General features: G+C 67.6%; 14 protein-coding genes. All 14 read left to right on the plus strand.

Annotated features, from left to right (window positions below; translation table 11 throughout):
- Window positions 1-15 precede the first annotated feature (15 nt).
- The 14 genes from cobJ (at window position 16) to acs (ending at window position 15,138) form a co-directional block, all read left to right on the plus strand.
- Complete coding sequence (gene cobJ, locus HTZ84_RS12180; RefSeq protein WP_174680926.1) at window positions 16-1,056, plus strand: precorrin-3B C(17)-methyltransferase; 1,041 nt, start codon at window positions 16-18, stop codon at window positions 1,054-1,056.
- A 7-nt stretch (window positions 1,057-1,063) separates the two neighbouring features.
- The gene (locus HTZ84_RS12185; protein ID WP_174680927.1) at window positions 1,064-1,330 is read left to right on the plus strand and encodes a ferredoxin; all 267 of its coding nucleotides are present in this window, start codon (window positions 1,064-1,066) and stop codon (window positions 1,328-1,330) included.
- On the plus strand, window positions 1,327-2,052 hold the full coding sequence (locus tag HTZ84_RS12190; RefSeq protein WP_174680928.1) for a cobalamin biosynthesis protein: 726 nt from the start codon (window positions 1,327-1,329) through the stop codon (window positions 2,050-2,052). The genes HTZ84_RS12185 and HTZ84_RS12190 overlap by 4 nt, the downstream gene beginning before the upstream one ends.
- Window positions 2,053-2,087: 35 nt before the next feature.
- A complete protein-coding gene (locus HTZ84_RS12195) occupies window positions 2,088-3,320 on the plus strand; it encodes a CbiX/SirB N-terminal domain-containing protein (protein ID WP_174680929.1) in 1,233 nt (410 codons plus the stop codon).
- A 75-nt stretch (window positions 3,321-3,395) separates the two neighbouring features.
- Window positions 3,396-3,767 (plus strand): DUF3209 family protein, encoded by a 372-nt coding sequence (locus HTZ84_RS12200; RefSeq protein WP_174680930.1) that lies wholly within the window; start codon window positions 3,396-3,398, stop codon window positions 3,765-3,767.
- Window positions 3,768-3,769: 2 nt separating this feature from the next.
- Entirely contained in the window at window positions 3,770-5,227 is a 1,458-nt protein-coding gene (locus HTZ84_RS12205) for a YncE family protein (RefSeq protein ID WP_254611746.1), read from the plus strand.
- 142 nt (window positions 5,228-5,369) lie between these two features.
- The gene (locus HTZ84_RS12210) at window positions 5,370-6,779 is read left to right on the plus strand and encodes a DNA primase (protein ID WP_174680931.1); all 1,410 of its coding nucleotides are present in this window, start codon (window positions 5,370-5,372) and stop codon (window positions 6,777-6,779) included.
- A 47-nt stretch (window positions 6,780-6,826) separates the two neighbouring features.
- Entirely contained in the window at window positions 6,827-7,423 is a 597-nt protein-coding gene (locus HTZ84_RS12215; RefSeq protein ID WP_254611748.1) for a hypothetical protein, read from the plus strand.
- Between the two features lie 60 nt (window positions 7,424-7,483).
- Complete coding sequence (locus HTZ84_RS12220) at window positions 7,484-8,482, plus strand: hypothetical protein (protein ID WP_174680933.1); 999 nt, start codon at window positions 7,484-7,486, stop codon at window positions 8,480-8,482.
- Window positions 8,483-8,567: 85 nt separating this feature from the next.
- On the plus strand, window positions 8,568-9,560 hold the full coding sequence (locus HTZ84_RS12225; RefSeq protein ID WP_174680934.1) for a hypothetical protein: 993 nt from the start codon (window positions 8,568-8,570) through the stop codon (window positions 9,558-9,560).
- Between the two features lie 95 nt (window positions 9,561-9,655).
- The gene (locus HTZ84_RS12230; protein WP_174680935.1) at window positions 9,656-10,138 is read left to right on the plus strand and encodes a hypothetical protein; all 483 of its coding nucleotides are present in this window, start codon (window positions 9,656-9,658) and stop codon (window positions 10,136-10,138) included.
- 77 nt (window positions 10,139-10,215) lie between these two features.
- Window positions 10,216-10,710, plus strand: a complete 495-nt coding sequence (locus tag HTZ84_RS12235) for a universal stress protein (RefSeq protein ID WP_174680936.1) — start codon at window positions 10,216-10,218, stop codon at window positions 10,708-10,710.
- A gap of 184 nt (window positions 10,711-10,894) precedes the next feature.
- Window positions 10,895-12,928 carry a cation:proton antiporter gene (locus tag HTZ84_RS12240; protein WP_174680937.1) on the plus strand — a complete coding sequence of 678 codons (2,034 nt, stop codon included), beginning with the start codon at window positions 10,895-10,897 and terminating at the stop codon, window positions 12,926-12,928.
- A 233-nt stretch (window positions 12,929-13,161) separates the two neighbouring features.
- A complete protein-coding gene (gene acs / locus HTZ84_RS12245) occupies window positions 13,162-15,138 on the plus strand; it encodes an acetate--CoA ligase (RefSeq protein WP_174680938.1) in 1,977 nt (658 codons plus the stop codon).
- Window positions 15,139-15,209: the final 71 nt, after the last annotated feature.

Here is a 15,209-nt window from a genome sequence, read left to right on the forward strand (position 1 = left end):
ATACGCAATCCAACCATGAGTACGGACACCAACGCAGACGCTGACGACGAATCGACGTCCAAGTGCGGCGCCTCCTCGAGCACCGATACAGAGGCCGAGACCTCGTCCTCGGAATCGAAGTGCGGCGCCTCCTCGAACGAGACGGACGACTCGAGCGGTTCCAAATGCGGCGCCTCCTCGAGCTCCGATTCCTCGTCCTCGAGTTCGTGCGGGGCCTCGAGTTCGGACGACTCGGGAAGCAACGAGAAGGAGGTCGGCGCGACGATCGAGGACTTCGACGCCGAGCCCGGCCAGCTGATCGCCGTCGGCCTCGGCCCCGGCCACCCCGAAGGGATGACCGAGCGCGCGAAAGACGCCCTGCTCGAGGCCGACCACATCGTCGGCTACACGACCTACATCGAGCTCATTCCGGACGAGATCACCGAGCAGGCCGACGACATCTACGACACGCCGATGTGCGGCGAAGTGTCGCGAACCGAGGAGTCGATCGACCGCGCGCTGGCGGGCAACGACGTCGCCATCGTCGGCAGCGGCGACCCGAACGTCTACGCGCTGGCGGGGCTGGCCCTCGAGATCCTCGAGTCGAAGGGCGCGACGGCTTCGATGGTCGACTTCGAAGTGGTGCCGGGCGTTCCCGCGGCCCAATCCTGTGCGGCGCGGCTGGGCGCCCCCCTCGTGAACGACACCGTCTCGGTCTCGCTGTCGGACCACCTCGTGCCGATGCCCGAGATCGAGTCGCGCCTGCACTCCGTCGCGAGCGAGAACTTCACGATCACGATCTACAACCCGTGGAGCCGCAAGCGCCGCGAGAACTTCCAGAAGGCCTGCGAGATCCTGCTGACCCACCGCGAGCCCGACACGCCGGTCGGGATCGTCCACGGCGCCGGCCGCGAGGACGAACAGGTCATGATCACCGAACTCGGCGAACTCGAGGAACTCGGCGAGAGCGAGATCATCGACATGACGACGACGATCGTCGTCGGCACCGAGGACACCTACGTCTGGGACGACCGGATGGTCACGCCCCGGGGCTACGAGACGAAGTACGACTACTGAGATCAGCATGCCACGATACGAAGTCACCATCGAGAAGGACGCCTGCGACGGCATCTTCGCCTGCCTGACCCGCGACCCGCGGTTCGTCGAGGGCGGGGACGGCCTGGCGACGATCGATCCCGACGCGGACCCGGTCTACGACTGCGAGGGTGAGGTCGTCGACACCGCCGAACGGGTCGTCGCGACGTTCGACGACGATCGCATCGACGAGGCCCAGCAGGCCGCGGCGGCCTGCCCGACGGACGCGATCGTCGTCGAGGAGGTGGGCGAATGAGCGAGACCGAACCGAAAGCCGACGACGGAGACGAAACGCCGCTCGAGATCGCGGTCCCGTCCGACCCGCTCGCGGGCCACCCCGCGACGGCGTACTTCTGGGGCCACGTCGCCGGCAGCGGCGACGTCTCGGATAGCGGTATCGAAGTCGTCACCAACGACGAGGAGTCCGCACAGGTGCTCGCTGCCGTCGCGGGCGGCGACCTCGAGCACGAGACGACGACTCGAGACTACGCCCACGACGCGTCGATCACGCGCACGGAGGACGAGTACACGCTCTCGATCGGCGTCGACGATGAAAGCGACGACTCGGGCCTTCTGGGCCGCAGCGGCGCGCTCGGGCTCCCCGTCGACGGCCGCGGCAACTACCGCTTCGGCGCGTTCTCGAGCCACGATCGAGAACTCCTGCGGGGCCTGCTCGAGGGCTGTGGCACCGTCTGCTTCAAGTCTTCGAGCGGCACCGTTGGCATCTCGTTCGTCCACGACGACGCGGAACTGCTCGAACTCGCGCAGGACCTGATCGACGAGAGCCCGGTCGACGCACCCTACGACGACCTCTCGGAGACGTCGTCGGGCGGCTACTGGTTCGGCGTCGACGACGGCGCCGCGCCCGACTTCGGCACGTGGCTCTACGAGGACTGCGAGGCGACCGGCCTCTTCGCGCCGAGTCGCCGCCGCAAACTCGAACGGAGCCTCGAACAGGCGACGGCGTACGACGAGTAACCGACCGACCCCGATCCCGATTCCGAACTCCCAAGATGAGCAAATCCGACGAGACCACGCCCGCGACGACGGCCGCGTTCGACGACGAGGCGCTCCTGCTGGTGGGCCACGGCTCCCGCCGGGAGAAGTCCAACGAACAGGTTCGGGACCTCGCCGCCGGGCTCGAGTCCCGACTCGGCATCCCGGTCGACGCCGCGTTCCTCGAACTCGCGGAGCCGGCGATCGACGAGGCGCTCGCGCAACTCGCGCCCGTCACCTCGCGGGTAACCGTCGTCCACTGCTCGCTATTTGCGGCGAGCCACGTCAAGAACGACGTGCCGCTGGCGATCGAGCAGGCCCGGGCCGAACACGACCTCGAGATCACCAACGGCGCCCACCTGGGGATCCACCCCGCGATCTTGGACCTACTCGACGACCGCGCCGCTGACGTCGAGGCCGACCTGGGCGTCGATCGCGAGGCCGACGACGTCGCCGTCGTCCTCTGCGGCCGCGGCTCGAGCGATCCGGACGCCAACGGCGACGTGCACAAGCTCGCCCGCCTGCTCTACGAGGGCCGCGAGTTCGACCGCGTCGAGGCGACGTTCATCGGCGTCACCGAGCCGACGCTCGAGGACACCCTCCACGGGCTCTCGAAGCACCGGCCCGACGCGGTCGTCGTCCTGCCGTACATGCTCGGCGACGGCGTGCTCACCCAGCGGGTCCGCGACTGGACGGCGGAGTTCGACGACGACTACCCGTACGTCGACGCACTCGCTGGCGATCCCCTCGGCACCGACTCCCGGCTGCTCGACGTCTTCGCCGACCGCTGGCAGGAGGCGCGCACGGACAGCGTCTCCATGTCCTGTGACACGTGCAAGTACAAGGTCGACCTCGAGGGCTACGAGGAGGACGTCGGCGGCGCGCGAGCCATGCTGCGCGCGCTGGCCCACCAGGAGGCCCACGCCGACCGCGAGAACGTCGACGACGAACCCCACAGCCACGACGTGCCCGAAAAGCACGTCGCGGTCTGCATGAACCAGACCTGCGCCGAGATGGGCTCGCCGTCGGTCCTCGAGCGGCTCCGACAGGAGGTGCGGGATTCCGACCACTGCGACGCGCGGATCACGCGCTCCTCGTGTCTGGGACGCTGCGGCGACGGACCGATGGTCGCCGTCTACCCGGACGGGATCTGGTACGGCGACGTCGCGAGCGAGGACGCCGAGCGGATCGTCGGCGACCACCTCGATCGGGATCGCATCGTCAGCGACCTCGTCGATCAGACGCTGTAGCGGACCGAACCGACCGACGTGCACCGACGCACTCGAGACGAAAAACACGACTCCGAACAGTCACTACACACACTCATGAGCTGCTACGAAATCGAAGCGCTACGACTCGGACTGATGAACGTCCTCGGCGTCGGGGACGACAGCGCCCGCGACCACGCGGAGAACGAACTCGAGGGCTACCTCGATGGCCCGATCGAAGGGCTCGCGAACGCCGAGAGCCTCGCCGAGGTCGAACGCCACCTCGACGCGGCCCTCGTGGATCTGGAGGAGGAGGTCGCCGCGATGGACGACGACGACCCCGAGTACGACTACACGCGAGGTCGACTGGTAGCGGTCCGCGACGCTGAGCAGGCGGTCCAGCGGCTGCGCGCGCAGGGCGGGAGTATCGTCGACGGCCTCGGCGACGCTCACGACACCCTCCACGAGACCTTCCCGGTAGAGGACTGACGATGGCCGAAACCGCTGACGCCGACCGGGACGGCGACCGCGAGTTCCGGTCGGTCCCGCTCGGCGAGATCGAGACGGCCCGGAGCCGCCACATGTGGACCCGATCCGCGGTTCACGTCGCCGAGGGCGGCGACCTCGTCGTCACCGGCGAGTGGGACGGGACCGTCACCGCCCGCGAGGTCGACTCGGACTCGCTCGAGGCCCGCTGGACGGCCGACCATCCGGACCACGCGGTCGGAATCGCGACGCTGTCGGGTGGCGGGACCGAGAGCGACGGCGAGACCGCGGAGACGGTGATCGTCGCCGGCCGCGGCGAGACCGGCACCGTTGCAGCCTACGATACCGAGACCGGCGAGCGACGCTGGCGGTACGACACCGCCGACGACCTCGGCGAGGCCGTCAAGGACACCGTCTTCTACCTCCCGTACGTGGTCGCCCTCGAGAGCGGCACCGACGCAGACGGCAACGAGTGCCTCTACGCCGCCGCGCGGCGGTACGAGCGCGACGGCGAGACGCGTCGGTGGCACAGCGCCGTCTACGCGTTCGATCCCGACGGAACGGTGCGCTGGCGCTACGAGACCGACGCCTCGCCGATCGCGATCGATCTCGACGCCGACGGCGAGCGACTGGCGGTCGGCTATAACCGCTGTATGGGCGATCACGACGTCGGACTCGTCGTCCTCGAGACGGGGGGCGCGACGACCGAGTCGTCGCGAAACGGAGGTAGCGCGGAACTCCGTTCCGCGGACCATTCGAGCGGGCCGCGAGGCGGCGAAGCCGCCTCGAACGGGACGGCGGAGCCGTCCCCCGGCCCGCGAGAAGACGGTGAAACCGCCGAAGGGGGCGACCTCGCGTGGACCTGGGACCCCGGCACCGAGGGCGACCGGCGCGTCGGCGACGTCTCCTTCGACGGCGATTCGATCGCGGTCTCGAGCCACGGCGACAAACGGGGCTACCTGCTCGGCCCTCGCGGCGCCGAGCGCTGGTGCGTCGATCTGGCGGTCGAAACCGAGATCGACGGCGAGACGCTGTACGCCTATCCGAACCACGCGTACGCGGCCGACGGGCGCGTGACGTTCGTGACCGGCAACACCTACGCCGTCGAGAGCCGCGAGACGGAGCGCCGACACCCGAACGAGCACCGGATCGCGACCTTCGACGCCGACGGCGAGTTGGCGTGGGACGACCAGGTCCGGGGCTTCGTTCACGGCCTCGCCGCTGACGGCGAGACGATCGTCGCGCCCTGCGCGCAGAACTTCCGCGTTCGCGATCCCGAGACCCACGCCGTTCGCCGGTTCGACCTCGAGTCCGGCCCGGAACGGGTCGACCGACTCGCGGGGATCGCGACCGCCGCCGCCGTCGACGACGGGACGCTGGCGGCGATCGAGGAGCCCGTGGCCTACCACGACGAGGGCGAGACCCGCGGCGAGTACGCCCTGCACGTGGCTTCGATCGAGTAATCGAACTGTTAGATCCGGCTCGAAATCGTCGCTCGTTCACCCGTTTTCTCGACTGCAATCTGCCTCGAGCGGTCGATCCAGCCATCAGTCGCATACGCAAGGGAAATTACCACAACGCCCACTCGCATGGGTTTTGCATATAATGACAACGGGTCTAGGAGATGATGGTTCCGAGGAGTGTTCGGATCCCGTGACAGTCGGGGATCGCTCGAGCCATCGTCACGACGGTGAGCACGCGGAGCGAGCGGGCCGAAGGGTTCTGACCGACGGCGGTCAGGCAGAGATGGCCGAGGAGGGTGACGACGAGGAATCGACAGCTGATGCTGAAGGGGCATCGGAAGAAGCGGAGGACGAGGAAGCCGAAGAGGAGGAAGCGGAAGACGAGGAAGCGGAAGACGAAGAAGCCGAAGAGGAGGAAGCAGAAGACGAGGAAGCGGAAGACGAGGAAGCGGAGGACGAAGAAGCCGAAGAGGAGGAAGCTGAAGAAGAGGAAGCGGAAGACGAGGAAGCGGAGGACGAAGAAGCCGAAGAGGAGGAAGCTGAAGAAGAGGAAGCGGAAGACGAGGAAGCGGAGGACGAAGAAGCCGAAGAAGAGGAGCAGGACGTCGGAGACGATACCGGAGAACTCGTCGAGGACAATCGCGAAGAAGGCCACGCCGAGGACGCCGAAAAGGTCTACGAGGGCGACGACGCCTCCGGCGTCCTCCACCTCGACCTCGACGGCCTCTTCCTCGATCTGCTCGGGCTCGAGGTCAACCTGAACCCGGTCCAACTCGACGTGTCGGCCCGCCCGGGCGAAAACAACCTGCTCGGGAACCTGTTGTCCGCAGTGACGGGGCTGCTGGACGGTCCCGGCGCCATGCTGGACAAGGCGAAGGACCTCCTGAGCAAGCCGGTGGAGCTGCTGAAGAAACTCCCGGGGAAGGCGAAAGACGTGCTCAGCGGCCTTCTGGAGAAGCCGAAAGAGCTGCTCAGCGGACTGCTGAGCAAGCCGAAGGAACTGTTCGACAAGCTGCTGGGACTGCTCGGAATCGGCGGCGAAGACGCCGAGGGTGAGGAGGCAGAAGGCGAGGAAGAAGCGGAATCCGGCGGTCGGCTCTCCTCGCTCGCCAGCTGGGTGACGGGCATTCTCGGCAAGCCGGTCCAGTGGCTCCGCGGACTCTTCGGCGGCGAAGCGGAAGCGCCGGCCGAGGAGGAAGCAGCAGAAGCCGCAGACGAAGAAGCGCCTGACGAAGCGGACGCGGAGGAAGAGACTCCCGACGAAGCGGAGGTGGGAGAAGACGAGGAGGCGCCGGACGAAGCGGACGAACAGGAAGACGAAGAGGCGGAGGAAGCGGACGAGGAGGAATCGACCGAATCGCCGGGACCGATCTCCGCCGTCGGCGACCGGGCCAAAGAGGGGATCGCCGGGCTCGCCCCGAACTTGCCGGTCGAGGAATTCGTCGCGACGGTCGTCAGTCAGGTGCTCGAGCAGTTAATTGAGCAGCTCGAACCCGACGAGGAGGAAGCGGGGTCCGGTGACCAATCCGACGCCACAGCGGAGGCAGCCTAACGATGAGTGGAGAATCCGAATCTGAATCCGAGTCCGAGTCTACGTCAATGGCACAGCGAATCGACTACGGGAAGATCACCGAGAACATCGACGTCAACGAGCTGATCGAGGGGACCCAGTGGGAAGACGAGATCGACGAGGATCAGCCACTCGGAGAGGCGCTGGGCGCCCAGATCGGCGCGCTTATCGGCCGGAAGATCGGCGAGTCCATCGGCCGGACGATCGGCGATATGGTCGTCGAAGAACTACTCGGCGGTAAAGAGGCGGCCGAGGAGGAAGCCGAGGAAGAAGAAACTGAGGCTGAAGAAGAGGAAGAAGCTGAGGCCGAAGAGGAAGCGGAGGAGGAAGCCGAGGACGAAGGAGCCGAAGACGAAGGAGCCGAAGAAGAGGAAGCTGAGGATGAGGAAGCCGAAGACGAAGAGGCTGAAGAGGAAGAAGAAGATCTCGAGGAGGAAGCGGACGAATCGGCGGGAGAAGAGAGCGAATCCGAGTCGGCGGACGACGAAGAATCGGCGGAATCGACGGACGACGAGTCCGAAGCCGACGACGAGGAGACCGACGACAACCAGGCCGACGACGGCGAGGAGTCCGGCTCCGACTCCGAGGCCGAGGAAGAGGACGCCGTCGAAGCCGAGGAGGACTAACCATGAGACCGAATCAAGCACTCGGCGGCCGTTCGCCGCACCCGTCTCGAGGTGAGCGCCATGGCTGAGAGCGGACTGCGGAAGCTGGTCGCCCAGGAAGTGAGCGACCAGCTCGACGTGGCCGACGTGCTCGGCGACGGCAGCATCGAGGACAGCATCGACGGCGGCGAGGTCGGCGCGGCGGTCGGCCGCGAGTTCGGCGAGCAGGTCGGGCGCGAACTCGGCGGGGCGATCGGCCGCGGAATCCACGAGTCGATCGCCGAAGGCCTCGAGGAGGGAAAGGACCGGAAGGAAATGCAGTCCTCCCTCACGGCCGCGATCCGTGATTCCCTCCGGGAGACGGTCGAAGAAAACGACGCGAAGGAGTCGGTCCAGTCGCTGGCGCAGGGCGTCTCCGAAGGCAGCGGTCTCGAGGGCTTACTCGAGAGCGATGCTGACGAAAGCGAGGCCGAGAGCGACGAGGGCGAGGAAGCCGACAGCGAGGGCGGCACGCAGGAGACCATCGAGTCGGTCGTCGAGAGCATCGGCGAGGAAAGCGGCCTCGGTGACGTTCTCGAGGGCGAGAGCGAAGAGTCGGAGGGCGAAGCCGAGTCGGAAGAAGGCGACGAGGAAGAGGGAGAAGACGAAGCCGAGTCGGCGGACGAAGACGCCGAGGAGGAACCGGAGGACGAGGCCGAGTCGGAAGAGGACGAGGAAGCGGAGACGGAAGGCGACGGCGAGCCGGAAGCTGAAAGCGACGAAGCGGCGGAGGCCGAGGACGAATCCGAAGCGGAAGCGGACTCCGAAGAGGAGACCGAGGAGACGGCGGACGAATCCGAGGCCGAAGCGAGCGACGACTCCGAGCCGTCGGTCGAGGACATCGAGGATCTGCGCCGGGGTACGCTGGAGGACTTCCTCGGCATCATGTCCTACGACGACCTGCAGTCGGTCGCCAAGGACGTCGGCGTGAAGGCGAACCTCAGTCGCGACGAGATGACCGAGCAGATCATCGCGGCGGTGACCGACGAGGGCGAAGACGAAGACGGGGCCGACGACGAACCGGAAGCCGAAGCCGAATAATCGCCGTCCGTCCTCGAGACTCCGGACGGAAGCGGGCGGCGGACGGCGAACTGCGAACTGCGGTCGCGCGGACGGTGAGGGAACCATGAGTCAGGATAGCCAGGACCTCCACGATCGGGTGACCGAGATACTGAACGCGGCCGAGACCTCGAGCGGGTCGCTGCTCGGCGACGAGGCCGGCGACGCCGACGGCGCGAGCGGGAACCTCCTCGAGACCGCCGCGGAGGCCAACGACCTCCTCGAGTCCGCGGAGCCGGACGAACTGCTCGCGGCGGTCGGGCTGGACACGCTGCCCGACGGCAGCGAGCCGGACTCGATTCCGGCGGCCATCGCGCGGGGCGATCCGGAGCAGGTCGCGGACCTCCAGCGGCTGTTGCACCTCTCGAATCTGGCCGATGACGACGACGAGGGAGCGCTCGAGGGCGCCGTCGACGCGCTCCGGTCGTCGATCGGCGACGGCGAGGAAGCGACGGCCGAATCGGACGCCGGCGACGAGGGCGAGTCGGACGCGGAGGCCGACAGCGAGGGCGATCAGGCAGCGGATGACGAGGCCGAAGACGACGGACTGCTCGAGACCGTACTCGGCTCGGGAGACGAGCGCGGCGGCGATATCGGCGCCGAGGCGTCGGCCGGCGACGCCGGATCCGACGAGGACGACGCCGACAGCGAAGGCGGCGCGCGAGAGACGGTCGAGGCCGCCGCCGAAACGGTCGGCGAAGCCAGCGGACTCCTCGAGAGCGACGAAGAAGAGGTCGACGACGAGGACGACGGCGGCTCCGACATCGGCGACCAGCTCCGGTCGGCGGTCGAGTCCTCGCTGACGGACGTCGGCGACGACCTCGAGGGGCTTCACGAGCGACTGCAGGAGCGAAGCGCCAGTTCCGTCGGCGACGAAGGCGACGGTGAGGACGACGCCGACGCGGCGGACGAGGAAGACGACGGGTTGTTCGGTTCCGGGCTCGGCTCGAGCGACGGGGGCGGCGGCGACGGAACCCGGCACTCGACGATGGCGCCGCCGCCGTCCAAGCGCGCGGATATGAAGACGACGCGTCACTCGACGATGCCCAAACGCCGCTGAGCGATCCGTCCGCTCGCACTGACGCGCACGGACCACCACGAAACCCCGGCAGGAGACCGCTGAAGGCTTATCCCGACTGCAGCCGTCGCTCTCGTATGACGAGACACGTTAGCGAGACCCAGGTCCGCCACTGGTTGGACGAAACGGCGATTCGGGGCGTGACGGCCCACTCCGACGAGGACACCGCGTTCAACCTGCAGGTCGAACTCTCGCGGTTGCCCGTCCACGTCATCAAGGAGGAGGAGTTCGGTCCCGTCCGGATCGTCGGTCGAAGCGGGTTCGACACGGAGCGAACGAAGGAACTGCTCCGCGACGATCAGCGCCGAAGCGAACTCCTCCAGTACGTCGGGCCGATGCTGGCGGCGACGCCGGGGTTCTACACCTTCCTCGACCCCGGCGGCGCGGCCTGTCAGCTCCGGGAGGCGGAAACCGTTCAGGTCGAGTACCGCGTCTACCCCGACGAAGCCAGCCAGCAGGCCCTGATGGACGGCATCATGTCGATCGCGACGAGCATGCGGTACGTCCGAAACGTCGTCGCGACGATCGGCGCCCAAGTGGAACCGGAAACTGATGAGTAACGCGCGTGACGCTGCCGACCGCCTCGCCGTGCGGTGGAGGCCGAACATTTACTTCGGCTGTCGTGTGACATAGCCGTATGACGCTACTCGTGCCCTTCGACGGGTCGAAACTGGCGAGAAAAGCGCTCGAGAAGGCCGCGACGTTCGGCGACCTGTTAGACGAGGAGGTCGTCGTCCTGACGGTGATCCCCGACGACGCCGACTACGCTCGAGACCGCGGCTGGATCGCCGCGGGGGAGCCGTTCGACCCGGAGGCCATCGAGGCGGGCATCGAGACGCGGGCGATGGAGGTCGCCCCGGAAGCGACGTTCCAGACCGAGCGCGTCAGTTCCGACGAACCGACCGCGACGGCGACGAACAACGTCGTCCGCGCGATCCGACGGGTCGCCGGCGAGATCGGCGCGTCGGTGGTCTTCATCGGGTCCGAAAACGCCGGCTCGGTGATCGCCCCGCAGTCGAGCGTCGGCAGCCCGGTCGCCAACGACCAGCGCTACGACGTCTACGTCGTCCGCGAGCCCGGCGAGGGCGTCGATCCCGAGGACATCACGGACATCGATTCGACCGTCGAGTGATCTCGCGCCCGCTATCGCGGCGGCGTCAGTCGGTCTCGCCGTTGGGCACTCGAGTTCGCGGCGCGAAAATCGGAGCCAGTTTGTAGTCGACCGAGGCCGTCTCGAGTAGACGCGTGTTCGGACGGAAGCCGGAATCGACGGAAGTCGAGGGACGACGGCGAGATCGGCCGCGGAGAGGGTCGTAATGCTGGCGGCGTCGATCCCCGTCGAGGATCCGATTCTCATCTTCGGGCTGGCGATGACCGTCTTCCTGGTCGCGCCGCTGGTGCTCGACCGCTACCGGCTCCCCGGGATCATCGGCGTCATCGTCGTCGGCGCGGCGATCGGTCCCAACGGCCTCGGGATCCTCGAGCGCGGGGAGACGATCGTGCTGCTGGGCGAGGTCGGAATCGTCTACCTGATGTTCGTCGCGGGCCTCGAGATCAACCTCGCCCAGTTCATCGCGTACAAGGACCGGAGCGCCGTCTTCGGCCTCCTTTCCTTCGCGATCCCGCAAGCGGTCGGGACCGTCGTCGGCTACTACGCCCTCGGGCTCTCCGTCGGCGCTGCGGCGCTGTTCGCCGCGATTTTCGCCTCGCACACGCTGCTGGCGTACCCGATCGTCAGTCGACTGGGAATCGCGAAGACGGAGAGCGTCACGGCGACGATCGGCGGGACGATCGTCACCGACACCCTCGCGTTGCTCGTCCTCGCGGTCGTCATGGCCGGCGAGGCGGGCGAGCTGGGCCCGACCTTCTGGCTCTCGCTGACGGGGAAGCTCGCGCTCTTCTTCGTCGGCGTCTGGGTGCTCGTCCCCCGGCTGGGCGAGTGGTTCTTCCGAACCGTCGACCAGGAGAGCTACTTCGAGTTCCTGTTCGTGATGGCCGTCCTCTTCGGCTGCGCCTTCCTCGCCGAACTCGCCGGCGTGGAACACATCATCGGCGCGTTTCTCGCGGGGCTGGTCCTCAACCGGCTGATCCCCGAGAGCGGCCCCCTGATGAACCGCATCGAGTTCGTCGGCAACGCCCTCTTCATCCCCTTCTTCCTGCTCTCCGTGGGGATGCTCGTCGACGTGTGGGTTCTGACCGAGGGCCTCGAGACGCTGGTGCTCGCCGTCGCGTTCGTCGGCCTCCTGTTCCCGACGAAGTACGCCGCGGCGTGGCTGACCGCGCGGCTGTACGGCTACTCGACCGACGAGACGATGGCGATGTTCGGACTCTCGCTGGGCCAGGCGGCCGCGGCGCTGGCCATCGTGCTCATCGGCTACGAGGCGGGACTGTTCGGCGAGGCGATGCTCAACGCCGTGGTGCTGATGATCCTCGTCGTCAGCGTGATCAGTCCCGCAATCGTCGACCGGTACGGACGGAGCATCGCCCGCGCGTCCGAACGCACCGCGTACGATCCGCGGGCCGCCCCGCAGCGGATCATGGTCCCCTTTTCGCGCGACTCCCGGTACAGCGAACGCCTGCTCGATCTCGCGCTGCTGGTGCGCGAACCCGACGAGAACCAGCCGCTGTACTCCCTGAGCGTCGCCCGGCCGGGAACCGACGCCGAGGCCGACGTCGCGGAACTCGAGTCGGTCCTCGAGGCGACAGAGGCCTACGCGGCCGGCGCCGAGGTGCCCCTCGAGCCGCAGACGCGCGTCGACGCCAACGTGGCCTCGGGAATCGTTCGAGCGACGCTCGAGAACCGGATCACGACGCTGGTCATCGGCTGGGACGGCGCGCCGCGCATCCAGCGCGTCTTCGGCCACGTGATCGATCAGGTGTTGCTCCGGACGAAACAACTCGTGCTGGTCTCGCACGTGCGACAGCCGCTGAACACCACTGACGAGGTCGTGGTCGTCCTCCCGCCGGGGATCGAACACAACGACGGGTTCTCCGAGGCGGTCCACACGGTCGAACACCTCGCGGAGCAGGTCGGCGCGCCGGTTCGCGGCCTCGTCGTCGGCGGTACTCCCGGGAAGTTCGAGCGCGTATTCGATCTGATCGAACCCGACGTGTCGGCGTCGTTCGAACGAGTCGAAAGCTGGGATGCCCTCGAGGACAGACTCCGCGAGGACGTCGACGAGACGTCGCTGATCGTTCCGGTGAGCGCCCGCCGGGGGACGATGGGCTGGGACGCGACGCTGCAGACGCTGCCGACGACCGTCGCCGAACTGACCGAGGGGAACTTCGTGGTGATCTATCCGGCCGTCGGCGAGCGGGGCGACGATCGGCAGTTCCTCCAGTTCCGGTGACCGAACACATCTCTTTGCCACGGATGAACTGCAGTAGGTACGAGTCGACTATCCGCGAGCGGAGCGAGCGGTTCTCCGCCGGAGCGGGGCGAAGCCCCGCGACGGCGGCCTTTTTTCATCGAAGTTTTTTCACGGGGTTCGACCGAGCGAGCGGAGCGAGCGAGGGAGGACCCCGTTAAGAAAAGTTCGGAGGCCAACGCTTATTCCACTGTCTGCCGTCGGTTCGAACGAGAATGGTCGATCGGAACGGGTGGAGACGGGAGCATCCCGTCCTCACCGGGTCGCCCCGAAGTCCTCCGTCGTCGTTCGTCGAGCAGGCGAACGTTTCGGAGCCGGGGATCTACGAGGAGTTCGAGACGGAGTGGCCGGACTGCTGGGAGCGGGCCGCCGAGTTGCTCTCGTGGGACGAGAGCTACGATACCGTCCTCGAGGACGGGAACGCGCCGTTCTACGAGTGGTTCGCCGGCGGCCGGCTGAACGCGTCGTACAACTGCCTCGATCGGCACCTCGAGGCGGGACGGAAGAACCACGCCGCGATCCGCTGGGAGGGCAAGCAGGGCGAGCGGCGGACCTACACCTATCGCGATCTGTACGTCGAGGTCAACGAGTTCGCCGCGGCGCTGCGCGATCTGGGCGTCGAGGAGGACGACGTGGTGACGATCTACCTCCCGATGATCCCGGAGCTGCCGATCGCAATGCTGGCCTGCGCCCGCATCGGCGCGCCCCACAGCGTCGTCTTCGCCGGGCTGTCGGCCGACGCGCTCGTCGCCCGGATGGACGCCGCCGACAGCGAGTACCTGCTGACCTGCGACGGCTACTACCGCCGCGGGGACGCCTTCAACCAGAAGAGCAAGGCCGACAACGCCCAGCTCAAACTCGAGCAGGACGTGCGGACGGTCGTCGTCGACCGGCTGGGCGAGGACCTCCCCCACGTCCTCGGCGACGAGGAGTACGACTACCACGACCTCCGCGCGGAGTTCGCCGGCGAGACCGTCGAGCCGGTCTCGCGGGACGCCGAGGACATGCTGTTCCTGATGTACACCTCGGGGACGACCGGCGAGCCGAAGGGCGTCGTCCACTCCACGGGCGGCTATCTCGCCCACGTCGCGTGGACGAGCCACGCCGTCTTGGACGTCAAACCCGAGGACACCTACTGGTGTGCCGCAGACATCGGCTGGATCACCGGCCACTCCTACATCGTCTACGGCCCGCTCGCGCTGGGGACGACCTCGGTCATGTACGAGGGGACGCCCGACTACCCCGACCGAGACCGGCTCTGGGAGATCGTCGACCGCAACGCCGTCGACGTCTTCTACACCGCGCCGACGGCGATCCGGGCGTTCATGAAGTGGGGCGAGGAGTACCCCGCGGAACACGATCTGTCGTCGCTGCGCCTGCTCGGCAGCGTCGGCGAACCGATCAGCCCGCGCCCGTGGAACTGGTACTACGAGCACATCGGCAACGAGGAGTGCCCGGTCGTCGACACCTGGTGGCAGACCGAGACCGGCGCCGTGACGATCTCGACGCTGCCCGCGATCGACGACATGAAACCCGGCGCGGCCGGGCCGGGGCTCCCGGGGATCGACGTCCGGGTCGTCGACGGCGCCGGCGAGCCGGTCGATCCGGGCGACACGGGCTATCTCACGATCGCCCGCCCGTGGCCGGGAATGGCCCGGACGCTGTACGACGGCGACGACCGCTTCCGCGCGGAGTACTGGGAGCGGTTCTCCGACCCGGAGGCCGACGAGTGGCACTACTTCAGCGGCGACGCCGCCAGAATCGACGAGGACGGCTACGTGACGGTCCTCGGCCGGGTCGACGACGTGATCAACGTCTCCGGCCGCCGGCTGAGCACGATGGAGATCGAGTCGGCGATCACCGACGTCGCCGGCGTCGCCGAGGCCGCCGTCGTCGGCCGCTCGAGCGAGACGAACGGCACCGACGTCTACGCCTACGTCAGCACCGAGGGCGGCTACGACGACGAGACCGCCGTCCGCGAGGCGATCGTCGACAACATCGAGGCGGCGATCGGACCGATCGCTCGGCCCGAGGCGGTCGTCTTCACGCCCGAACTTCCCAAGACGCGTTCGGGTAAGATCATGCGCCGCCTGCTCGAGGACGTCGCGAACGGCGAGGAACTCGGAGACACGAGCGCGCTTCGGAATCCCGAGATCGTCGGCGAGATCCAGGCGGAGATCGACGGCGAGTGACCGCGGCGCACCTGATTTCGTGGTCTCAAGTAATGCGAAACGCTCCGTAGCGACGACGCGCACGCCGTATT

The sequence above is a fragment of the Haloterrigena gelatinilytica genome, assembly GCF_013342145.1.
GTDB classification, from domain to species: Archaea; Halobacteriota; Halobacteria; order Halobacteriales; family Natrialbaceae; genus Haloterrigena; species Haloterrigena gelatinilytica.